General features: G+C 59.4%; 20 protein-coding genes and 1 pseudogene. 12 read left to right on the forward strand and 9 right to left on the reverse strand.

Annotated features, from left to right (window positions below):
• Positions 1-9: 9 nt before the first annotated feature.
• Positions 10-594: a TetR family transcriptional regulator C-terminal domain-containing protein gene (locus MWU53_RS13790; RefSeq protein WP_247094233.1), complete on the forward strand. Its 585-nt coding sequence runs from the start codon at positions 10-12 to the stop codon at positions 592-594.
• Here MWU53_RS13790 and MWU53_RS13795 read toward each other — a convergent pair.
• The 4 genes from MWU53_RS13795 to ychF form a co-directional block, all read right to left on the reverse strand.
• On the reverse strand, positions 575-1,531 hold the full coding sequence (locus MWU53_RS13795; RefSeq protein WP_247094234.1) for a DMT family transporter: 957 nt from the start codon (positions 1,529-1,531) through the stop codon (positions 575-577). The two genes, MWU53_RS13790 and MWU53_RS13795, sit on opposite strands and share 20 nt — an antisense overlap.
• Positions 1,473-2,777: an NAD-dependent dihydropyrimidine dehydrogenase subunit PreA gene (gene preA / locus MWU53_RS13800; protein ID WP_247094235.1), complete on the reverse strand. Its 1,305-nt coding sequence runs from the start codon at positions 2,775-2,777 to the stop codon at positions 1,473-1,475. Before preA ends, MWU53_RS13795 begins: the two co-directional genes overlap by 59 nt.
• Positions 2,777-4,117 carry an NAD(P)-dependent oxidoreductase gene (locus tag MWU53_RS13805; RefSeq protein ID WP_247094236.1) on the reverse strand — a complete coding sequence of 447 codons (1,341 nt, stop codon included), beginning with the start codon at positions 4,115-4,117 and terminating at the stop codon, positions 2,777-2,779. The genes preA and MWU53_RS13805 overlap by 1 nt, the downstream gene beginning before the upstream one ends.
• A 199-nt stretch (positions 4,118-4,316) precedes the next feature.
• Positions 4,317-5,414, reverse strand: coding sequence for a redox-regulated ATPase YchF (gene ychF, locus MWU53_RS13810; RefSeq protein ID WP_247094237.1), 1,098 nt, complete (start codon positions 5,412-5,414; stop codon positions 4,317-4,319).
• A gap of 100 nt (positions 5,415-5,514) precedes the next feature.
• Between ychF and MWU53_RS13815 the strand changes: the two genes are divergently transcribed.
• Together MWU53_RS13815 and trpA are read left to right on the forward strand one after the other, a co-directional pair.
• Positions 5,515-5,931, forward strand: a complete 417-nt coding sequence (locus MWU53_RS13815) for a VOC family protein (protein ID WP_247094238.1) — start codon at positions 5,515-5,517, stop codon at positions 5,929-5,931.
• Positions 5,932-5,990: 59 nt separating this feature from the next.
• The gene (trpA, locus tag MWU53_RS13820) at positions 5,991-6,782 is read left to right on the forward strand and encodes a tryptophan synthase subunit alpha (RefSeq protein WP_247094239.1); all 792 of its coding nucleotides are present in this window, start codon (positions 5,991-5,993) and stop codon (positions 6,780-6,782) included.
• A 17-nt stretch (positions 6,783-6,799) separates the two neighbouring features.
• On the opposite strand, the gene MWU53_RS13825 is transcribed toward trpA, so the two are convergent.
• Together MWU53_RS13825 and MWU53_RS13830 are read right to left on the reverse strand one after the other, a co-directional pair.
• Positions 6,800-8,017 (reverse strand): FAD-binding oxidoreductase, encoded by a 1,218-nt coding sequence (locus MWU53_RS13825; RefSeq protein WP_348647044.1) that lies wholly within the window; start codon positions 8,015-8,017, stop codon positions 6,800-6,802.
• Between the two features lie 117 nt (positions 8,018-8,134).
• A complete protein-coding gene (locus MWU53_RS13830; protein ID WP_247094240.1) occupies positions 8,135-8,641 on the reverse strand; it encodes a DUF2478 domain-containing protein in 507 nt (168 codons plus the stop codon).
• A 96-nt stretch (positions 8,642-8,737) separates the two neighbouring features.
• Between MWU53_RS13830 and MWU53_RS13835 the strand changes: the two genes are divergently transcribed.
• Positions 8,738-9,601: a DUF1989 domain-containing protein gene (locus tag MWU53_RS13835; protein ID WP_247094241.1), complete on the forward strand. Its 864-nt coding sequence runs from the start codon at positions 8,738-8,740 to the stop codon at positions 9,599-9,601.
• Positions 9,602-9,669: 68 nt separating this feature from the next.
• A pseudogene (creD, locus tag MWU53_RS13840) lies at positions 9,670-11,145 on the forward strand (cell envelope integrity protein CreD).
• A 55-nt stretch (positions 11,146-11,200) separates the two neighbouring features.
• On the opposite strand, the gene deoD reads toward creD, so the two are convergent.
• Complete coding sequence (gene deoD / locus MWU53_RS13845; protein ID WP_247094242.1) at positions 11,201-11,905, reverse strand: purine-nucleoside phosphorylase; 705 nt, start codon at positions 11,903-11,905, stop codon at positions 11,201-11,203.
• Between the two features lie 46 nt (positions 11,906-11,951).
• Here deoD and MWU53_RS13850 point away from each other — a divergent pair, with 46 nt between their 5' ends.
• Positions 11,952-12,476: a DUF4329 domain-containing protein gene (locus MWU53_RS13850; protein WP_247094243.1), complete on the forward strand. Its 525-nt coding sequence runs from the start codon at positions 11,952-11,954 to the stop codon at positions 12,474-12,476.
• A 44-nt stretch (positions 12,477-12,520) separates the two neighbouring features.
• Here MWU53_RS13850 and MWU53_RS13855 read toward each other — a convergent pair whose 3' ends face one another.
• Complete coding sequence (locus MWU53_RS13855) at positions 12,521-13,153, reverse strand: hypothetical protein (protein WP_247094244.1); 633 nt, start codon at positions 13,151-13,153, stop codon at positions 12,521-12,523.
• A 128-nt stretch (positions 13,154-13,281) separates the two neighbouring features.
• Positions 13,282-15,246, reverse strand: coding sequence for a protein meaA (locus MWU53_RS13860; protein WP_247094245.1), 1,965 nt, complete (start codon positions 15,244-15,246; stop codon positions 13,282-13,284).
• Positions 15,247-15,442: 196 nt separating this feature from the next.
• Between MWU53_RS13860 and MWU53_RS13865 the strand changes: the two genes are divergently transcribed.
• The 6 genes from MWU53_RS13865 to MWU53_RS13890 all read left to right on the forward strand — a co-directional run bounded on the left by MWU53_RS13865 (position 15,443) and on the right by MWU53_RS13890 (position 22,536).
• Positions 15,443-16,885 carry a 1-acyl-sn-glycerol-3-phosphate acyltransferase gene (locus MWU53_RS13865; protein WP_247094246.1) on the forward strand — a complete coding sequence of 481 codons (1,443 nt, stop codon included), beginning with the start codon at positions 15,443-15,445 and terminating at the stop codon, positions 16,883-16,885.
• A 175-nt stretch (positions 16,886-17,060) separates the two neighbouring features.
• Positions 17,061-18,350 (forward strand): crotonyl-CoA carboxylase/reductase, encoded by a 1,290-nt coding sequence (ccrA, locus tag MWU53_RS13870; protein WP_247094247.1) that lies wholly within the window; start codon positions 17,061-17,063, stop codon positions 18,348-18,350.
• A gap of 396 nt (positions 18,351-18,746) precedes the next feature.
• A complete protein-coding gene (locus MWU53_RS13875; protein WP_247094248.1) occupies positions 18,747-19,460 on the forward strand; it encodes a LuxR family transcriptional regulator in 714 nt (237 codons plus the stop codon).
• Between the two features lie 89 nt (positions 19,461-19,549).
• Positions 19,550-20,200, forward strand: coding sequence for an acyl-homoserine-lactone synthase (locus MWU53_RS13880; protein ID WP_247094249.1), 651 nt, complete (start codon positions 19,550-19,552; stop codon positions 20,198-20,200).
• A gap of 76 nt (positions 20,201-20,276) precedes the next feature.
• Positions 20,277-21,815, forward strand: a complete 1,539-nt coding sequence (locus MWU53_RS13885) for an AAA family ATPase (protein WP_247094250.1) — start codon at positions 20,277-20,279, stop codon at positions 21,813-21,815.
• Positions 21,808-22,536, forward strand: coding sequence for an SDR family oxidoreductase (locus MWU53_RS13890; protein ID WP_247094251.1), 729 nt, complete (start codon positions 21,808-21,810; stop codon positions 22,534-22,536). Before MWU53_RS13885 ends, MWU53_RS13890 begins: the two co-directional genes overlap by 8 nt.
• Positions 22,537-22,543 lie beyond the last annotated feature (7 nt).

The raw sequence follows: 22,543 nt of genomic DNA on the forward strand, positions 1-22,543 counted from the left end.
CGCAATCAGATGGAAAAGCGACAAGCGATTTTTGAGGCCGCTTTGGACGTGTTCTCGGAAAAAGGGTTGCGTGGCGCGACGTTAGAGCAGGTGGCGAAGGCCGCCGGGTTGTCCAAGCAGAACGTGGTCTATTACTTCGCCGGTAAGGATGAAATTTACGCCGAGCTTTTGGAAAGCCTGCTTCAGAAATGGGTGCAGCCGCTGCATGACCTGACGGCGGATGGTGATCCGATGGACGAGATCCTGACCTATGTCTCGCGCAAGGTGCAGATGTCGCGCAATATGCCCCGCGAAAGCCGCTTGTTCGCAACCGAAATTCTGCATGGTGCCCCGCGTTTGGGAGAGGTGCTGCCGACGGATCTGAAGGCTCTGGTCGACGAAAAAGCCGCGATCATTCAGGGCTGGATGGACGCGGGTAAGCTGGCACCGCTCGACCCGCACCACCTGATCTTCTCGATCTGGGCGATGACGCAGCACTATGCGGATTTCGATGTGCAGGTGCGGTCCGTGTTGGGGTCAGAGCGTTCGGCCACGCGGTTTGAGGATGCCGAGCGGTTCATCAAGGATATGCTGATCAGGACGCTTCGGCCCTAAGCAGCATCAGAAGCGCCAGAAGGGTAGCAAAGACACCCAGAAGCAGCATCAGCGGCTGGGTTTTGCCATGCAGCAGCAGATCCCAAAGGACGACCCAGCTGGGCACCAGATAGGTATAGGCCATGACCTTGCCCGCGGGCAGGCGCTGGGCTGCGTATTGCAGCAGGAAGAACGACCCGGCTGTGGCCGCGACAGCCAGATAGACGATCACCAGCCAGACCGCCGGGCGCAGGGCAGCATAATCCGTCGCGATCAGGTCTGGCGCGCCGTAGATCGCCGTGACAATCAGTGCGCCTAGGATGGTCCCGAGCGATGTCTGGACGGGTTTCACGTCGTGGGCCAGCTTGCGGGCGAGGGCTGGCACCATCGCGTGTGCGAAAGCTCCGACGGTAAACAGGGCTTCGCCAAAGCCGATCTCGAACCGCAGAAGCGCGTTTAGATCAGCGCGGAAGATCACCCAGACTGCCCCCACAGCGCCGATGGTTAGGGCGATCAGGGTCCAGCGACTGGCGTATTGGCGGGCAATGACATAGCCGAACCCAGCAGCCATCAGAGGTGTCAGGGTGAAGACGGCGGCGGTGGAGACGGCGGATGTGACGCGCAGTGCCTCGAACATGGTGATGAAATAGACGGCCATCAGCCCACCCATCAGGCCGAAACGCCAGAAGCGGTGGAACACTGGTGCAATCGGTACGCGCATCGCCTTTGCAACGGCCATCAGCAGCAACGCGGCCAAGGCAAAGCGTACGGTGCTCAGCGCCGCCGGGGCCATGTCGCGGGCTACGATATGTCCGAAGGTGAAGGATAGCGACACTAGCATCGAAAAGCTGAGCATCGCCAAATGGCCCTGCCACGCGGGCGGCAGGGCCGAAGGGTTTTTACTCCGCAGCGGCTGCGCTGGGGTTGTTGGGGTGGGTCGTCCAGTTTGCATACTCATCCACAACAGGCTTTCCGGTCCGTTCATCCATGGCGCCGGGCGCGATGGTTTCCATCGTGATACAGCCTTCGACGGGGCAGACATTGACGCACAGGTTGCAGGCAACGCATTCGTCGTCTTTTACATCAAAGACACGGTCTTCGGACATGGTGATTGCCTGATGCGAGGTGTCTTCGCAAGCGGCAAAGCAACGGCCACATTTGATGCAATCGTCCTGACTGATCCGCGCCTTGGTGACGTGGTTCAGGTTCAGATATTGCCAGTCGGTGACGTTTGGAACGGCGCGACCTACAATTTCGTCAATCGAATTGTAACCCTGTTCGTCCATCCATTGGCTGAGGCCCGAGATCATCTCTTGCACCACTTTGAAGCCATAGGTCATCGCTGCGGTACAGGCCTGCACATTACCTGCGCCAAGCGCCATAAACTCGGCCGCGTCGCGCCACGTGGTCACGCCACCAATGCCCGAGATGGGCAGTCCATGCGTGCCGGGATTGCGGGCAATCTCGGCCACCATGTTCAGGGCGATGGGTTTCACCGCTGGACCGCAATAGCCGCCATGGGTGCCTTTGCCATCGATCATCGGTTCGGGCGACATGGCGTCCAGATTGACGGATGTGATCGAGTTGATCGTATTGATCAGACTGACCGCATCCGCGCCACCATCTTTTGCCGCCTGAGCAGGCATCAGAATGTTGGTGATGTTGGGCGTCAGTTTCACGATCACCGGCAGATCGGTGGCTTCTTTACACCAGCGCGTGACCATCTCGATATATTCGGGGACTTGGCCAACAGCCGATCCCATACCGCGTTCGGCCATCCCATGCGGGCAACCGAAGTTCAGTTCAAACCCGTCACAACCAGTTTCCGCGATGCGGGGAATGATCTCTTTCCACGCGGCTTCTTCGCAGGGCACCATGACCGAGGCGATCAGCGCGTGATCGGGATAGTCCTTCTTCACGCGGGTCATTTCGGCAAGGTTGACCTCAAGCGGTCGGTCGGTGATCAGCTCGATATTGTTCAGGCCCAGAAGGCGACGATCCGCGCCGTGGATCGCGCCGTAGCGCGGGCCATTGACGTTGACGACCGGAGGGCCTTCCATGCCCAGCGTTTTCCAGACCACACCGCCCCAACCGGCCTCGAACGCGCGGCGGACATTGTATTCTTTGTCCGTGGGCGGAGCCGAGGCCAGCCAGAACGGGTTGGGAGATGAAATTCCAAGAAAGTTTGATGTCAGATCGGCCATTAGCTTGCTCCCATCAATGAAGTGTGGATGTCCATGGCCGCATCGCGACCTTCGGCAACGGCGGTGACGGTCAGGTCATCTCCGCCCGAGGCACAGTCGCCCCCGGCCCAGACGCCGCCAGCACTTGTGCGCTGCGCATCGTCGACCTTGATCTTGCCGCCCTCCAAGGTCAGCGCGTCGGGCGTATCGCCCAGCTTTTGACCGATGGCTTTGAACAGCTGATCGGCGGGCAGGGTGAAGGTCTCGTCCAGCGTGACCAGCTTACCGTTTTGGGTTTCGGTATACGCAAAGGTGACGCCGGTCAGCGATCCGTTGCCTTCGACACCCACGGGGGTCGCGTTGCAAATCAGGGTGACGCCCTTTTGCTGCGCAAGCTCCTGTTCGAAGCTGGATGCGGCCATCGCCTCTTGCCCACGGCGATAGACGATGGTGACGTCTTCTGCGCCCAAAAGCTTGGCCTGCACGCCCGCATCAATCGCGGTCATACCGCCACCGATAACGACAACGCGACGACCGACGGGCAGGGAGGTCAGATCAGACGCCTGACGCAGTTCTGCGATGAAATCAACGGCGTCCGAGACGTTGTCCTTGTCCTCGCCGTCCATTCCCAATGCGTTCACGGCCGACAATCCCATACCAAGGAACACTGCATCGAAATCGCTTTGCAGCGCGTCCAGCGTGATCCCGTCCCCAAGCGATTGGCCATAGCGGATCTCGATCCCGCCGATGGAGAGAAGCCAGTCTAGCTCGCGCTGGGCGAAGTCGTTGGTGGATTTATAGGCGGCGATGCCGAACTCGTTCAGGCCACCCCCTTTGGCGCGGGCCTCGAATACCACAACATCATGGCCCAGCATGGCCAGACGGTGCGCACAGGACAGGCCCGCAGGACCGGCGCCCACAACGGCAACCGATTTCCCGGTTTTGTCTGCGCGGGTGAAGGGATGCGTGTTTGATGCCATCAGCGTGTCGGTCGCATAGCGCTGCAGACGTCCGATCTCGACCGGCTTGCCTTCTGCGGTTTCTCGTACGCAAACCTCTTCACACAAGGTCTCGGTCGGGCAGACGCGGGCGCACATGCCACCGAGTATGTTCTGGTTAAGAATGGTCTTCGCCGCAGCCTCGGGCGTGCCAGTTGCGATCTGCCGGATGAACAACGGAATGTCGATCGAGGTGGGGCAGGCCGTCATACACGGTGCGTCGTGGCAGAAATAGCAGCGATCCGCTGCGACCAATGCCTCGTGCCCATCATATTCCGGGTGAAGATCTGTAAAGTTGTCGGCAACTTGCGTCGGGTCTAACCGCCCGGCTGCAACGCCGTTTTCCCTGTTGATATGTGCCATAGCTGGTTCCTTGGATTGGCTTTGGTGCAACCAGTAGGACATAGAATCAAAAGTTTTACCAGATGGTAAAATAAATTTCTGTTGGCGAGGGATGTCATATCCGTGCGGAAACATGGAGCGCGGGGACGTGTGCTTCACCCGAAAACGAAAAAGCCGCGACGGGCTGTCGCGGCTTTAGCTGTTTGATATTTAAGTCAGATCAGGCGTTGAACAAGAAGTGCAGAACGTCGCCGTCTTTGACCATGTAACCCTTACCCTCGGCGCGCATCTTGCCGGCTTCTTTTGCAGGGCCTTCACCGCCCAATTCGACATAATCGTCATAGGCAATGGTCTCGGCCCGGATGAAACCACGCTCGAAATCGCCGTGAATCACGCCAGCGGCCTGCGGGGCCATGGTGCCCTCGCGGATGGTCCAGGCGCGCGCCTCTTTCGGGCCGACGGTGAAATAGGTTTCAAGGTGCAGCAATTCGTAGCCTGCGCGGATCAGACGATCCAGACCAGCTTCGGCCAGACCAAGCTCTTCCAAGAACATCTCCATGTCCTCGTCTTCCAACTGGCTGATTTCTTCTTCGATCTTGGCAGAGATTACAACGGATGCGGCACCCTGCGCTGCGGCCATTTCTTCCACAGCTTTCGAATAGGCGTTGCCGGTGGCTGCGTCACTTTCATCCACGTTGCAGACATAAAGGATCTTTTTGGTGGTCAGAAGCTGCAGCAGTTTCCACGCCTTCTTGTCTTCTTCGTCCACCTCGACGGTGCGGGCGGGCTGGCCGTTTTCCAGCACTTCTTGCGCGGCGGCCAGCAGGCGGTCCTGCTGTTGGGCGTCCTTGTCATTGCCCTTCAGCTTGCGCACCAGACCGGCGCGACGCTTCTCGATGCTTTCCAGATCGGCCAGCATCAGCTCGGTCTCGATCACTTCGGCGTCTTCAACCGGGTTCACGCGACCGTCGACGTGGGTCACATCGCCATCATCAAAGCAGCGCAGCACATGGGCAATCGCGTCGGTTTCGCGGATGTTGGCCAAGAACTGGTTGCCCAGACCTTCGCCTTTGGACGCGCCCTTTACCAGACCGGCAATGTCCACAAAGGTCATGCGGGTAGGAATGATCTCTTTCGAGTTCGCAATCGCGGCCAGTTTGTCCAAACGCGCATCTGGCACGTTCACTTCGCCCGTATTGGGTTCGATGGTGCAGAACGGAAAGTTCGCAGCTTGTGCCGCCGCGGTCTTGGTCAGTGCGTTGAACAGGGTCGATTTGCCCACATTCGGCAGACCCACGATACCCATCTTGAAACCCATCACGGCCTCCGTCGTTGAAATACTCGCGCGTTCTAGGGCTTTGACAGGCTGGGCGCAAGCGTGGTGGAGTGGGAAGGCATGAAATGGAGGAGGATGACGTATGCAACCTATTCCCTATGTGTTTTTCAAAGACCAAGCGCGCGCCGCCATGACCCGCTATGGCGAGGTGTTCGGGACCACGCCCGAAATCATGTCGTTCAAGGATATGCCCGAGGCAGATCGCGCCCAAATGCCGGGCGTGCCGGATGATGCGGTGATGCATGCCGGGTTGGCCATTGGCGATGGCTGGCTCTTTGCCAGCGACGATCCCTCGGGCGAGACGCCCGCGATGGCAGGCTGCAATGTTTGCGTGTCCTTGGCGGGCGATGACGAAACCCGTCGCGTGTTCGACGCCTTGGCCGAGGGCGGCGAGGTGCGGATGCCTCTGTCGCCAATGTTCTGGACCTCGCTTTTCGGGACGTTGACCGACAGGTTCGGGGTGCGATGGATGATCATGGCGGACAGTGATTATCAGTGAGCCATTGATTTTCCTGTCCCGCTTGGGCAAACCGGGCTGGACCAAGAAGGGGATCACGCATGACTCGCATCGACGCCAAATTTGCCGCGCTTAAGGAAAAGGGCCAGAAAGCCTTTGTTGCCTACATCATGGGCGGTGATCCCGATATGGAAACCTCGCTTGAGGTGATGAAGGGGCTGCCTGCAGCCGGTGTGGATGTGATCGAGCTGGGCGTGCCCTTCACCGATCCGATGGCAGATGGTCCGACCATTCAGCTGGCCGGCCAGCGTGCGCTTGGTGCAGGTATGACACTGCAAAAGACGCTGGATATGGCTGCCGAGTTCCGCAAGGAAGACGACACCACGCCGATCGTACTGATGGGCTACTACAACCCAATCTATAATCGCGGCGTTGAGAAGTTCCTGGTCGATGCGAAGGCTGCCGGCGTTGACGGGCTGATCGTGGTGGACCTGCCGCCGGAAGAAGATGACGAGCTGTGCATCCCGGCCCAAAAGGCGGGTCTGAACTTCATTCGTCTGGCCACCCCGACCACCGATGACAAGCGCCTGCCGAAGGTGCTGCAGAATACCTCGGGCTTTGTGTATTATGTGTCGGTGACCGGCGTGACCGGCTCGGCCGAGGCGCAAGCGGGCAATGTTGGCCCCGAGGTCGCACGCATCAAGTCAGCTACGGATATTCCGGTGATTGTCGGGTTCGGCGTGAACACTCCGGAAAAGGCCGAGGCGATTGCCAGCGTGGCCGACGGCACTGTGGTCGGCTCGGCCATCGTGTCGAAAATCGGCGCGGGCGAACCTGTCGCCGATATTCTGGACTTCGTGAAGAGCTTGGCCGACGGCGCGCACAGAGGCTGAGGCGCGGCTGATCGCGATTAGATCACGGCGCTCTCGCCAAAAGGGGTGCCGGTGACGATCCGTTCATACCCAAAGGGCGACAGGTCCATGCTGCGATAGCTGCCGTGGACGATTAGTTCGGCTAATCCGCGCCCCATGGCAGGGGCTTGCTGCAGCCCGTGACCCGAAAATCCATTGATAAAGTGGAAGTTTTCCAGATCGGGATGCGGGCCAAGAATGGCGTTCTGGTCCAGCGTATTATAGTCGTAATGCCCCGCCCATTCAGTGACGATCTTCAGCGCCTCGAACTGGGGAATGCGAGTGGCGATATGCGGCCAGACATGGGTTTCCCAAATGCTGTGATCCATGTGGAAATCATCCGGCGCGACGGCGATGTCGTCATGGGGCGCAGCTCCGGCCATATAGGTTCCGGGCCCGTCTTGACGGAAATGGATGCCGCTGGGGTCGATGGTCAAGGGCAGGGGGCGGTCCAGCGGGTTGGCGGCGCTGAAGACCCAAGTAAAGCGCTTGCGCGGCTCGATCGGGACGTCCAGTCCGGCCATTTTCGACAGGAACGCGGCCCGCGGCCCGGCGGCGTTGACCAACTGGCCACATCCAATTTGTGTGCCGTCTGACAGGGTGACCGAAGTGGCGCGCCCACCGTCGGTCTGAATGCCAGTGACTTCGCCCGACAGATACTCCACACCCGCCTCGATGGCTTTGCGGCGGAACCAGTCGAACAGAGCACCTCCGTCCCAATAGCCCTCGTCGACCGCGCCGTGGCTGCCCAGAATGATGTCTTCCAGATCATAGAACGGATAGGCCCGTGCCAGTTCATCACGGGTCAGAATGCGGGTGCTGGCCCCAAGAGCGGCTTGCATGGCTTGGGCGGCCTTCAGCTCTTCGGCGCGGGCTTCACTATCGGCCAGATAGAGATAGCCAAAACCCTGCACTTCGATGTTTTCGATGCGTTCGTCCCCGCCCATATTGGTACGCAGGTCCTTGATGAACTGAAGTGTGAACTGTGAAATCTTCACGTTCAATGCTTCGGAAAACTGCTGGCGAATGCAGGAATTTGTATGGGCGGTTGCGCAGTGTGCAAAGCTGGGATCACGCTCGATCACCAAGACCCGGCCTTTAAAATCGGCATTTTGCGACAACCACCATGCGACCGACGATCCCATGATCGCCCCCCCGACGATCACGACGTCATAGGTGCTGTGTTCGGGTTTGGTGCGGAAAGACCGTTGGCTCACGGAAGGCTCCTGTCGATGTGGTGAGGTCGGCGCGGCGTGCCACGCGTCCCGGCACGTTAGCGCCGGGTTGCACGTCTGGAAAGGTCTTGTGACAGGGAATTGCCGTGGAACGTCAGGTCACTGGCGTCCGGTTGCCGACAGCGCCCAATTCAGCACCGCGTCATGCTCGGGCGTGATTTCCTCCGCCTCGCCCACGAAGGCCATGAACGCATCGCGCACCCCTTCGCTTAGTCCGATGATGGCAGGAATGTCCTGCGCCAATGCTTGCCCTACTGCCTCGCGAAACCCGCGCCCTTCGGCCTCTTGCTTGCCGAATTTGTTGACGATCAGCAGGTCGGCACCATCGCGCAGGCGTTCCTCGGTTTGGCCAACGGCGGTTTCCAGCGCCTCGGGGTTCAGCTTGCAGCCGCGCGCATTGGCGCCAAGATACTGGCTGATGCGGATTTTAGGCCCGTCCGGCAGTACCAACACATCCATGTCGCAGTGGTGTTCCTCGGCCCGTTCGGTGTCCAGCTGGACAGTCCCGCACAGGGTCACACCTTTGTCGGCCAAGGCCTGGGCCACACCCGCCAGCAGAAGGTTCGTCGTGCCCCGACCGGGTGCGATTACGTAAGCAAGTTTCATCGGCTGCTCCCTTTGGGTCTGACTTGGCAATCCTACGGGGGCTTGTCAATTGCGCGGAACGCATGTCTTCATGCGAACACACAATCGGAGCGCCCCATGAAACCCCAGAACCCCGCGCATGCCGCCCCGGCAGATGCTGACGCCCGCAAGGCCGTGAAGCCCGTCATTTGTTACCCGGTCGACAGTCTGAAGGCGCCGAATTTGGAGCTTTACCGCGCTGCCCGTGCAACATCGCAGAAGGTGGACGAGGTTCTGATTCCCGCCCGTGATGCACGTAGTTTCCATGTGCCCGCTGGGCAGTTCTTTCGCATCTCGTCGGTCGAAGGGCCGCAGGTAGGGGACTTGAACCTGTGGAACGCCGATGATCTGAGTGAGCGGTTTTATTCGGGCAAAACCCGCGCCCTGCACGGAACGCACTTATCGGTGGCGGATCGGATGTGGACCAGCTTTCCCGCCATGCGCCCGATGGCGACGATTATCGACGACACGCTGGATTGGTACGGGTTCGACGAATTTGGCGGCTCGGTCCATGATGTGATCGGCACGCGCTGCGATCCCTACACCAACAACCTGCTGTCTGGCGGGCAGTATCATCATTGCTGCCATTCCAACCTGACCCGCGCCTTGGCCGACCATCTGGGCTGTTCGCTGGACGCGGCACAGCCGCATGTGCATGACGTGCTGAACGTGTTCATGTGCACCGGGTTCACCCGCGACACAGGTCAGTATTTCATGAAAGCCAGCCCCGTGCGTCCCGGTGACTACCTTGAATTCTTTGCGGAAATCAATCTTCTGGGCGCGCTCAGCGCCTGTCCCGGCGGTGATTGTTCGGACGAGCATAGCTCGGACAGTGCGGCCTGTTATCCGCTGCTGGTCGAAGTATTTGCCCCGGAAGAGGGCGCGCTGGGCGATTGGCAGTCCCCGCCCGTGAACGGCTATGACCAAAGCCACGGGCGCTAAGGAAAACCCCAACTTGCATGTCGCGCCTCAACCCATAGTGTAGGGGGGTATTGTAGAAGGAGTGTGCCATGCGATCCCTCGGCTGGCGGTTTATTATTGTGGGCGTTTTGTGCCTTGTGATGTTCATCCCCCTAATGATGGTCTCGGACATCGTGAATTCCCGGCGTCACTATTCCTAAGACACCATCCGGTCGGTCGGACAGGAGTGGGGCGGCGAGCAGACCATTTCCGGCCCGAAAGTCGTGATTCCCGTGAAGGCGCGTGTCACCGTGACCGAGCTTCACAATGTGATCGACGAAGCGACCGGCCTTGTCATGCGTGACAAGGAAACCGGCGAGAACCTGCAAAAACTGGTCGAGGTCGAGCGGATTGAAACCCGCGAGCCGCTTCATATCTATCCGGATGTCTTCGATGTGCAGATCGCGACCGAAACCCAGATGCGCCATCGCGGCATTTTTCAGGTGCCGGTCTATAAGGCGCAGGCCGACATCGCGACCGAGTTCCCGTTTGATCGGGTCGAGGCGCAGCTGGAAGAGGACGAGTTCGCCGTGTGGGAAGAAGCAAGCCTGCGTCTTTCCGTCAGTTCAAACCGCGCCTTGCGCGGCGAAGCACGCCTGACCGCAGACGGGGAAGAGATCTTGATGGAGCCGCTGGGCGAGTCAGCGGGGCTGATCGCAGCCCTGACCGGTGGCAAGGCGCAGACGAAATTTGATCTGGCGCTTGGGCTGAATGGCGCGGCCCAGCTGCACGTGGCCCCGGTGGGCCGGATATCGACGGTCGAGATGAACAGCGACTGGCCCGATCCCAGCTTTGGCGGGGCCTTCCTGCCTGATGGGTCCGAGATTTCCGAGACCGGGTTCCAAGCCAAGTGGACCATCCCGCATCTGGCGCGCAGCCTGCCGCAAATCTCGCGCCAGGATTACGAGCAAACCGCGCGCAGAAGCACCGCTTTCGGGGTTAGCTTCTACCAACCCAATGATTTCTATCAAAAAGCTTGGCGCGCGGCGCGTTACGGCATCCTGTTCGTGTCGCTGACTTTCCTGACGGTTCTTCTGATGGATATGCAAAGCAAGAAGCCGGTGCATCCGGTGCAATACCTGCTGATCGGTCTGTCGCAGGCAGTGTTTACGCTTCTAATGCTGGCCTATGCCGAGCAGGTAGGCTTTACCGTTGCCTACATCGGATCGGCGGCGGCCTTGATCCTGTTGTTGTTGATGTTTGGGCGCTTCGCATTGAAGCTCGGATCCCGGACATGGGTCTTGGGGGGCATGTTGGTGCTGCTGTACGCTGTGCTCTATCTGATCCTCTATTCGACCGACTATGCGCTTCTGGCGGGTGCCACGCTGGCCTTCGTGGCGATCGGGGCGACCATGTACGCCACGCGGAACGAAGAATGGTACGGCGAAGATGGACCCGGGCCGGGATTGTTCGCCCGACGTACGCCCAAAAAGGCAGTGGCGCGGTCCAGCCCTGTAGCGACACAAAATTCTGAAGGACCGTGGCGTGCATCACCTTCGGATGACACGCCGAAAGAGGACCAATAACGAAAAAAGAGGCGCCGAAAGGCGCCTCTTTCGCATTCAGGATGATCGGGTGCGGTCAGGCGAAGGCCGCCTCAAGTGCAATCTCAACCATGTCGCCAAAGGTCTTCTCGCGTTGGTCCGAGGGCAGCGCCTCGCCGGTTTGCAGGTGATCAGACACCGTCATGATCCCCAGCGCCCGTACGCCATAACGGTTGGCCAGCATATAAAGCTCGGCCGCTTCCATCTCGACCCCCAGAATGCCGTGGCGGGTCATCTCTTTGTTCAGGTCAGGGCGTTCGTCATAGAACGTGTCGGATGAATAGATCCCACCCACATGCACGCCCACATCGCGGCCACGTGCGGCGGCAACGGCGGCTTCCAGCAGGCCATAATCCGCGCAGGGCGAGAAGTTCAGCTCGCGGAAAATGGTGTTCGACGGCGTGCCTACGGTTGTGCAGGTCATTGCGATCACCATGTCACGGACCTTTACATGCGGCTGCATGCCGCCACAGGATCCAATACGGATCAGCGTTTTCGCACCGTAATCGCGGATCAGCTCGTTCGCGTAGATCGAGATCGACGGCATCCCCATGCCAGACCCCTGAATGGTCACACGGTTTCCTTTATAGGTGCCGGTAAAGCCCAGCATCCCGCGCACCTCGTTGACCAGCTCGGCCCCTTCAAGAAAGGTCTCAGCGGCCCAGCGGGCGCGATAGGGGTCGCCCGGCATCAGAACGGTTTCAGCGATTTGGCCCTGTTCGGCCCCGATATGGACGGTCATGGTTGGCTCCTATATTCAAGAAGGGTCGCAGGCAAAGGAGAGCCCCGTGCGCTGGATCGTATTCCCATTCTTTATCGTGCCAAGTTTAACCCATGCGCAAGAGGCAGCCGAGTTGACGCTGGTGAAACAGGTTTTCGCCGAGCTTCAGCCAAGGTCCATCCGTTGGAACCGCGAGTATTGCGGTTATATCGGCTATGACGCCGATGGCACCCTTTCAGCGTCACGCCCGACACCCGGCAAACGGGATGCGTGTCTGCCGGATGACCCCGAAAATCTCGAAACCATCGTGGCCTCGTATCACACCCACGGCGCGTTCTCGACCGACTACGCGAACGAGGTGCCGTCGGGCGAGGATATGGAAGGCGACGAGGACGAGGGGATCGACGGCTGGGTCGCCACGCCGGGCGGGCGGCTTTGGTATATTGATACGGAAGACATGGTGACCACGCAGATTTGCGGGATCGGATGCCTGCCGATGGACGAAGATTTTCAGCCCGGCGACATGGGGCATGTCGCCCAGAGCTATAGCTATGATGCGTTGGTCAAGAAGCTGGAAGATGGGGGCGTCTGAGGAAACTCAGTGCGCGCGCGCCGGATCGGACATGACGCCCAACCCTAGTTGCGTTGGGGCTTGCCTGCCGGGTCTTTCGCATCCCCGAACCAGATCGACCAGAACGTCCGGTACTGCCCCTGAACCTTGGCGCGGCCAAAGCCAATCCCGACCGAGCGCCATGTTTTGCGCCGCCACATGCCTTCGTTCAGGATGACCTTGCGGTGATTGGGCGAATTCAGGAAGCCTTTGATCACAACCTCTGGGTCGCTATATCCCCACGCGGTAATTTCATAGCCGTTCTTGCGGTAGCGCGTGCGCAAGCGCTTGGGCGCGTCCCACATGGCTTTCGGGGCGCCGTGATTGGCATAATAGGGCGCGTCGCTCCAGCTGTGCGTGTTTGTGCCCGGGATGGGGCCGCCACGGGGGGCGATGTTGCGGGTGAAGTCCTCGACATGGCGTCCGGCAACAAGGGTCAGGCTGGAGGACAGCGGGATCGACGGCAACCCGCGCTTTGCACGTTCGCGCATCAGAATATCATAGGCCTGTTTTTCGATGTCACTCAGGTGGTCATTCGGGGTCGGCTTATAATAGTTGAACGCCCCGGTTTTCGAGCTGACCAAGATTGGGTCACCCGCTAGCGCGGGTGACTGAAGAGCGAACAGCCCCAGAGCTGCTGTCATAAGAAGCTTTTTCATGTGGACACTCGCCTTTGGTTTGACTCGACGCACTACTTTCACGAGACTTACGCGCGAAATGAGGCTGAATTCTGCACCGAATGGTGCAAAATCGCGTCAATTGTTTCCAATGCGAGTTACCGCTTGTCCTATTCTGCAGCGATGCCCTTTGGCGCAACCAGCGTCACGATGTCTTCCATGATCGTGTTCAGCTCGAAATCCTTCGGCGTATAGACCTTGGCCACACCCATCGCGCGCAGGCGCGCGGCGTCTTCGTCCGGGATGATGCCACCTGCGACCACGGGCACGTCGCCCAGACCGGCGTCTTTCATACGCTCCATCAGCTCTTCCAGCAGCGGAATGTGGCTGCCCGACAGGATCGACAGGCCAACCACATGGGCTTTGGTTTCCAGCGCCGAGGCCACCAGCTCTTCGGGCGTCAGGCGGATGCCTTCATAGGTAATGTCCATGCCGCAATCGCGGGCGCGGGCAGCGATTTGTTCGGCTCCGTTCGAATGGCCGTCGAGGCCCGGCTTGCCAACCAGGAAGGTCAGGCGGCGGCCCAGAGCGTCTGATACGGCATCGACGCGCGCACGGATTTCGTCCAGCCCTTCGGTGCGGTTCGAGGGGTTCTTCGACACACCTGTGGGCGCGCGATACTGGCCAAAGGTCTGGCGCATCACTTCGCCCCATTCGCCGGTGGTCACGCCTGCTTTGGCGGCGGCGATCGAGGACGGCATGATGTTCTCGCCGGATTTAGCGGCGGCGCGCAGGGCGTTCAAGGCATCTTGCACGGCGGCGTCGTCGCGATCCGCACGCCACTGTTCCAGACGTGCGATCTGGTCAGCTTCGGCTTCTTTATCAGCGACCATGATGGCCCCGTCACCAGCGGTCAGCGGGCTTTCGGTGGTCTCGAGCCATTTGTTCACACCGACAACCGTGGTGTCGCCGACCTCGATCTTGCCGATGCGGGCGGCGTTGGATTCTACCAGACGCGACTTCATGTATTCGATGGCCGCAACCGCGCCCCCCATGCCGTCAATCTGGGCAAGCTCGGCACGTGCACCTTCCTTCAGCTCGGCCACTTTGCGTTCCACGGCGGGGTTTTCGTCGAACAGGTCGTCGAACTCCAACAGGTCGGTTTCATAGGCCAGGATCTGTTGCATGCGCAGCGACCACTGCTGGTCCCACGGGCGGGGCAAGCCAAGCGCTTCGTTCCATGCAGGCAGCTGCACCGCACGGGCGCGGGCGTTTTTCGACAGCGTCACGGCCAGCATTTCGATCAGGATGCGGTAGACGTTGTTTTCCGGCTGCTGCTCGGTCAGGCCAAGGCTGTTCACCTGAACGCCGTAGCGGAAGCGGCGGAATTTCGGGTCTTCAACGCCATACCGCTCGCGGGTGATTTCGTCCCACAGCTCGACAAAGGCGCGCATCTTGCACATCTCGGTCACAAAGCGAATGCCTGCGTTCACGAAGAACGAGATACGCCCGACCATCGCGGGGAAGGCCTCGGCGGGTACTTTTTCCTTCAGGTCGTCCAGGACGGCAATGGCTGTGGCCAGTGCGAACGCCAGCTCCTCCTCTGGCGTCGCACCGGCTTCCTGCAGGTGATAGGAACACACGTTCATCGGGTTCCATTTCGGCAGGTGTTCACGGGTGTAGGCGGCAACATCGGTAATCATGCGCAGCGACGGCTTCGGCGGACATACATATGTACCGCGCGACAGGTATTCTTTGATGATGTCGTTCTGAACGGTGCCCTGCAGCTTCGAGATATCGGCGCCCTGTTCCTCGGCGGCGGCAATATAAAGCGACAAAAGCCACGGCGCAGTGGCGTTGATCGTCATCGAGGTGTTCATCTGTTCAAGCGGGATATTGTCAAACAGGCTGCGCATGTCGCCCAGGTGGCTGAGCGGCACGCCCACCTTGCCCACCTCGCCACGCGACAGCTTGTGGTCGCTGTCATAGCCGGTCTGGGTCGGCAGGTCGAAGGCCACCGACAGGCCGGTCTGACCTTTGGCCAGGTTGGTGCGGTACAGTTCGTTCGAGGCCTTTGCGGTCGAGTGACCCGCATAGGTGCGGAAAAGCCAGGGGCGGATGGTATTCGAAGACATGGCAGAGACTCACCTTATGTTGCGCTGCAGCATTTTTAGTTGCGCAAGAAAATTACGCAAGGGGTAAAATCACGGGAAGAAAGTTACGTGGGGCGGTGCGCGTGGCGTGACGCTCTCGCTGGTCGCATTGGAGATGCCAGATTGACTGGCGTCACTCCTTCTTTACCTTTCTGAAAAATGGTGAGAAGGCTTGAGCATGACGCGCGTTGTGGAACTTCCTCTTTGGTTGCTTGTGCTGATCCTGGCTTTTGCCACGGTGACCTTTGCCTCGCATTTTCTGTTCCCGTCTGTGCGTTGGTTCTTTCGTAAGCGGCTGGAGCGTGCTGTCGCCAAGTTGAATGAACGGCTGGAGCGTCCGATCGAGCCGTTCAAGCTGGCGCGGCGCTATGACATGGTGCAGCGGCTGTCGTATGACCCGGAAGTGGCCAAGGCCATCGTAGACCACGCGCGCAAGGCGGGCATCCCGGAACAGGTGGCATTTGAGAAAGCCCAGCGTTACGCGCGCGAGATCGTGCCGCGGTTCTCGGCCACCGCCTATTTCGGGTTTGGCATTCGGTTGGCGAAACTCTTGTCGCGCGCTTTCTATCGTGTGCGCCTTGGTGCCTTTGACGAAGCGCGGCTGAGCGAGATTGATCCCGACGCGACGGTCATCTTCGTGATGAACCACCGCTCTAACATGGACTATGTGCTGGTCACATGGTTGGCGGCCGAACGGTCGCACCTGTCTTATGCGGTGGGTGAATGGGCGCGAGTCTGGCCATTGCGGATGTTGATCAGGTCGATGGGGGCGTATTTCATCCGGCGCAAAAGTCGCAACAACCTCTATCGTAAAGTGCTTTCACGCTATGTGCGCATGGCGACGGATGGTGGTGTGACGCAAGCCATGTTCCCGGAAGGGGGGCTGAGCCTGAATGGCGAGGTCGGTGCACCCAAGCTGGGGCTGCTCAGCTACATTGTGCAAGACTTCGTTCCGGGCGAAAGCCGCAACGTGGTCTTTATTCCGGTCGCGATGAACTATGACCGGGTGCTGGAAGATCGCGTGCTGGTGTCTGCGGATATCAAGGGCACCCGCCGTTTCGGGCTTCGGTTCAAATATGTGGCACGTCACGTGGGGCGGCATGTTTGGCAACGGGTCACGGGGCGGTTCTATCGCTTTGGCTATGCCTCGGTATCCTTTGGTGATCCGGTGTCGCTGGTAGATTTCTTGGGTGGGAACCCACCTGAAGACATGTTGGAGCCTCTGGGGGATACGCTGATGGCGCGTATTCGTGATGTGGTGCCGGTACTGCCGGTGCCGGTGGTCTCGGCTATTTTACTTGAGGGTGATGGGCAGACCCGCGCCGAGATCGCCGCGCGCTTTGATGCTTTGGTCTCGGCGATGGAGGCCGACGGCGCACATGTCCATATCCCGCGGGGGGACATGGCTTACGCGGCCGAAGTGGGGCTGCGTGAACTTTTACTGCGGAAGATCATAACTGAAGAGGGCGAGGGTGATGCGGCCCAATTCCGTCTGCATCGTCCCGACAGGCTGATCCTGGCCTATTACGCGAATTCGATCGCGCATCTCAGCCCGGAATTAGAGCCCATTCATATCTCGGATCTGACACCCGCCGAGGTCGCGGACGCGTCTGTGCTATAATGCGCATGGGATGCGCCTGCTTGACGTTAAGGTCAAAATTGGGCGCGACATAAAATTACAAAAAGTTGCCAAATGGTGTTGCAATCTTGCTTTTGGAAAAGTAATGCTGCAGTAGCAGCCGCAATTCTGCACTGCGGCGATAGAATCAAATAACACGCGAAAACAGGAGGCCGCCATGGCTTTGGACACGCAAACTGGCATCGCCGAATATGATGCTCCGAAGAAAGATCTCTACGAGATCGGTGAAATGCCCCCGCTGGGCCACGTTCCCGCACAGATGTACGCATGGGCGATCCGCCGCGATCGTCAGGGCGAACCCAACAAGGCCATGCAGGTTGAAGTCGTAGAGACTCCCACCTTGGACAGCCACGAAGTGCTGGTCATGGTGATGGCTGCTGGCGTGAACTACAACGGCATCTGGGCCGGTCTGGGTGTTCCGGTCAGCATGTTCGACGTGCACAAGCAGGACTATCACATTGCCGGATCGGACGCTGCGGGTATCGTTTGGGCCGTGGGTGACAAGGTCAAAAGCTGGAAAGTGGGCGATGAAGTTGTCATTCACTGTAATCAGGATGATGGCGACGACGAAGAATGCAACGGCGGCGATCCGATGTTCTCTCCTAGCCAGCGTATCTGGGGCTACGAAACCCCCGATGGCTCGTTCGCTCAGTTCACCCGCGTTCAGGCGCAGCAGCTTCTGCACCGTCCCAAGCACCTGACCTGGGAAGAAAGCGCCTGCTACACGCTGACGCTGGCGACTGCCTACCGCATGCTGTTCGGCCACCACCCCCATGAACTGAAGCCCGGCCAGAACGTTCTGGTCTGGGGTGCATCGGGCGGCCTGGGTTCCTACGCGATCCAGCTGATCAACGCAGCGGGCGGCAATGCCATCGGTGTGATCTCGGACGAAAGCAAGCGTGACTTCGTGATGGGTCTGGGCGCCAAGGGCGTGATCAACCGCAAGGACTTCACCTGCTGGGGCCAACTGCCCACCGTGAACACGCCGGAGTATGACGTGTGGTTCAAAGAGGCACGCCGCTTCGGCAAGGCCATCTGGGACATCACCGGCAAAGGCAACAACGTAGACATCGTGTTCGAACACCCCGGTGAATCGACTTTCCCGGTCTCGAACCTGGTTTGTAAGAAGGGTGGCATGGTTGTGATCTGCGCCGGCACCACCGGCTTCAACTGTACCTTCGACGTGCGCTATACTTGGATGCACCAGAAGCGTCTGCAGGGCTCGCACTTCGCGCACCTCAAGCAAGCGGCTTCGGCAAACAAGCTGATGATCGAGCGTCGCATCGACCCTTACATGTCGGAAGTGTTCCCGTGGGCAGAAATCCCGGATGCGCACATGAAGATGTATAAGAACGAGCACAAGCCGGGCAACATGTCGGTGCTTGTTCAGTCGCCGAAGACCGGCCTGCGGACCTTCGAAGACGCACTGGAAGCCGGCCCTAAATAAGCCGCATTCTCCACCCAATTAAACCTGCCCGCTGCCTTACTAAAGGTGGCGGGCAATTGATTCTCGAGTGCGAATCACCTGTAGCAGTCTGCGGGAATCGTGAGATTTCCGTTACGGAAGGTAATTTTTCTACCTTTCGCTGCCTCGCTATTTATGGGGAGTTTTAATCCGCGAGTTAGAACTGGCAAATACACCTGTTAAAGTTAAAAAAAGCACCACTGTTCGAGGGTTCTACCGTGTCTGACAAATGGATTGTTGATGTACTTACCGACCTCATGGCCTATGCTGAAAGAAATGGTCTGAGTGTGACGGCAGAACAGCTTGAAGATGCCCGTCTCATTGCTTTGACCGAGATTTCAAACACGTCTCGCGAGCAGAAGGAGACTGCGCGAACCTATGACGAACCGGCTCGAAGACCTTCTCTCTACCTTGCAAGCGGCGGGCACGCTTGAAGACCTGCAAGCGGTACTGGAATCGTTGCGGGACCACTACAAGGTCGAGCATACGGTTTACCATTGGGTAAACTCTGTCGGGGAACGTTACGGGGCTGGGACCTATTCAGCCGAATGGGTCGACCGGTATCTTGAAAAAGAATACCTTCGGATGGACCCCGTTATTTTTGGCTGTTTTCAAAGATTTACACCCGTGTCGTGGAAAGAGCTCGACTGGTCTTCAAAGCCTGCGCGTGAAATGTGGCAGGATGCTTTGGATCACGGGCTGGGAAATCAGGGCTATACGATCCCTATTCGCGGACCAAACGGACAGTTTGCGTTGTTCACGCTGAACGCCTCTCTCAGCGATGAAGAGTGGGCGCAATTCATCGACGACAACGCCCGTGATCTGATGATCCTGGGGCATGAGTTCAACAAAAAGGCGCTGGAATTCGAGCAGTGGGGCGAAGACGGAAGCGTGCCCGCGCTGTCCCCGCGCGAGCTGGCGTCAATGAGCTGTCTGGCGCGTGGAATGAGCCGCGCACAGGCCGCGGCTGAGCTAAATATCTCGGAACATACGCTGCGCGTTTACATCGAAAGCTCGCGTCACAAACTGGGCGCGATGAATACAACTCACGCGGTCGCGCGCGCGCTTTCGGCCGGCATCATCATAATTTAAACAAAGTTCTACCCCACGATGTATTTGCCATACGTTAACTAAGAGGCGAGCATTGTCCTATTAATCACTCGGACAAAGGAGCTCCACTCATGCTGCGTTACCTCTATGGCAATGATCTTTCGAAATTCCCCCTGCTGGCTGAGACCATGTTTCAGGATCGGGCGGAACAATTCTCGCACCGTCTTGGCTGGGACGTTTCGGTCGACGAGAAGGGATTTGAGCGCGACGAATATGATGACATGAACCCGCTTTACGTGATCTGGGAACAGGCCGATGGCCGTCACGGTGGGTCCATGCGCTTTCTACCCACGGTCGGGAAAACAATGGTGAACGACCACTTCAGCCATCTGACCGACGGGGTTCACATCGAAAGCCCGCTGATCTGGGAATGCACCCGCTTTTGCTTGTCTCCAAGTGCAGATCGTCGTGCATCGGCGGCACTGGCGCTGGGCGCAGGCGAGATCATGGATACGTTCAAGCTGGAACATTATGTCGGTGTATTCGATCCGCGGATGGAACGTATTTATCGTCTGATGGGGCTAGAGCCGGACGTCATCGGTATGGCCGGTGAAGGCCGCGACCGCATCGGGGTCGGCCTGTGGTCGATGGATGAAAGCGCGTTTGAACCTACCTTGAAGAAGGTTGGCGTAACACGCGAAGTCAGCCAGGGCTGGTTGCGCTATTCGCTGTCTACGGTCAACCGCGCGCCCGCACCACAGATCTTGCCGCGAAGCGCCTGATCACAACCTGAGAAAAATCGGCGACCAGCGTCTTCGGGCGCTGGTGCTGCTCATGCACGCGCGATAGGGTCGCGGCATGAGCGAACGACCCCCTGTTACTTTTTCGGACGACCAGGCCGAGGCGCATGACCGCGTTTCGGACATGTTGCGTCTGTCTGGCGTCAATCTGGATGATGCGCTGCTGACACCCGTTTCTGACGGCAAGTCGCAAGTGATGGCGGTGATCGGCAAGGCCGGGTCAGGCAAGACGCTGTTGCTGGCCGAGCTTTACCGCGCGCTTGAAGATGCAGGTGTCGAGGTGATCTCGGGCGATTGGGAGGGCAAGCGTCGCAAGGAACGCCGTACTCTTGCCATTCTGGCGCCGACCAACAAGGCAGCAAGCGTTCTGCGCAACCGGGGTGTTCCTGCGACGACCATTCACCGGATCCTCTACACACCTGTCTACGACCCCGAGTACGAAAAGATTGCCGAGTGGCTGGCCGGTAACGGTGACCGGCCCGAAATCGAAGGCCTGACGGACGAGGCATTGGACCGGGCCTTTGCGTTCTATCAGGCCCAGAAATCTGTTCCCGGTGCGCTGGCGGCAGCGGGGCTTCGTGGTTCTGACTTCATCACCGGCTGGAAGCGGCGTGACGATCCCTTGGACATTGGCTTTGTCGATGAAAGCTCGATGCTGGATGAAAAGCAGTTCGACGATCTGCGCGAGATTTTCCCAACCTTGGTCCTGTTCGGCGACCCGGCGCAGCTGGCCCCGGTGGGGCAGTCCGGCAAGATGATCTTTGACGACATCAAAGGGCCTCGAAAGCAGGTTCTGCACCGCATTCACCGTCAGGAAGAAGACAATCCCATTTTGGACCTGGCGCATGCTCTGGCTGACGAATCGCTGGATTTCGACGGGTTTGAACGGATGATCCATCAAGCAGCTGCACGGGATGACCGCGTGGTGGTGGCACCACGTGCCAATGCGGATCTGATGGCGCGCTCGCCCGTGCTGGTCTGGCGCAACAAAACGCGGGTGCGGTTGATTCAGGCCTTCAGATCCGCCTTTCACGCCCCTGAAATCGAACTTCTACCCGGCGAACCTCTGATCTGCGACGGGATCGAGCTGCCTCTGAAGCACCGCAAGAAACGCATCGATCTTGAGGCGCGCGGGCTGATCAAAGGCGCGCAATGTGTCTATTTGGGGCCGGGGAAACGGCCCGGGTTCTCGCGACTGCATGTGCTTGGTGCGGAAGACCCTCAGGTCTCGGCAGCGTCGATTGTGAAGATCGAAAAACCGGACGAGGAAGAGCCGTTCATCCCCTTCGCTGCCCGCATGGGTGCCGCGTTCCTGCATGGGGCGGCGGTGACGATCCACAAGGCGCAGGGCTCGCAATGGCCCGAAGTGCAGGTCTTCGCTCCGGACATTGCCGCAGCGGCCTGGGCCGGGCGCACAGAGGCCGGATTGCCGCTGTGGAAGCGCTTGGCCTATGTGGCGATCACGCGGGCCGAGACGCGGCTGCATTGGGTGACGCGCTATGCAATGGCGCGTCCGCAGGCCGAGCTTTCGACGGCAGACTTGCCCGCGAAACCCACCGCCCTGACCCTGGAAGCACAAGGAGCACCTGATGCCTAGTATTCTGATCACCGGGGCCAGCGCCGGCATTGGCCGCGCCGTGGCCGAGCTGTTTCTGGCTGAAGGCTGGACAGTGGGCCTGCTGGCGCGCCGTAAAGAGGTGCTGGAGGAGATCGCCGAAGGGCAGGACAGGGCGCATGTGCTGGTCGCGGACGTCTCGGATCCACAAGCCGTGAGTGCTGCGTTTGATCGGTTCGCTGCGAAGGCAGGCCGTCTGGACGTACTTTTCAACAACGCGGGGCTTTTCACGCCCGCCGCACCAATTGACGAAGTGTCTGTCGAGGATTGGACCCGCGCCGTGTCGGTCAACCTGACAGGCATGTTCCTGTGTGCCCGCGCCGCGTTTGCCCAAATGCGGGCGCAGTCCCCGCAAGGCGGGCGGATTATCAACAACGGCTCGATCAGCGCCCATGTCCCACGCGAGGGTGCAGTGACCTATACAGTCACGAAACACGGGATCACGGGCCTGACACGGCAACTAAGCCTTGATGGCCGCCCGTTTGACATTGCCTGCGGGCAAATCGACATCGGCAACGCGCGGACCGATCTTTTGCAGGGCATCATCGACACAGCCGTCGCTGAGGGCGACGTGCCGCCCCCGTCCATGGATGTGGGTGAAGTGGCAAGATCCGTCTTGCATATGGCGCAGCTGCCGCCCGAGGCGAATGTGCAGTTCATGACCGTGATGGCGACCAAGATGCCCTATATCGGGCGCGGCTAACGCCGCG

It is taken from the genome of Aliiroseovarius sp. S1123 (assembly GCF_023015885.1).
Lineage (GTDB): Bacteria > Pseudomonadota > Alphaproteobacteria > Rhodobacterales > Rhodobacteraceae > Aliiroseovarius.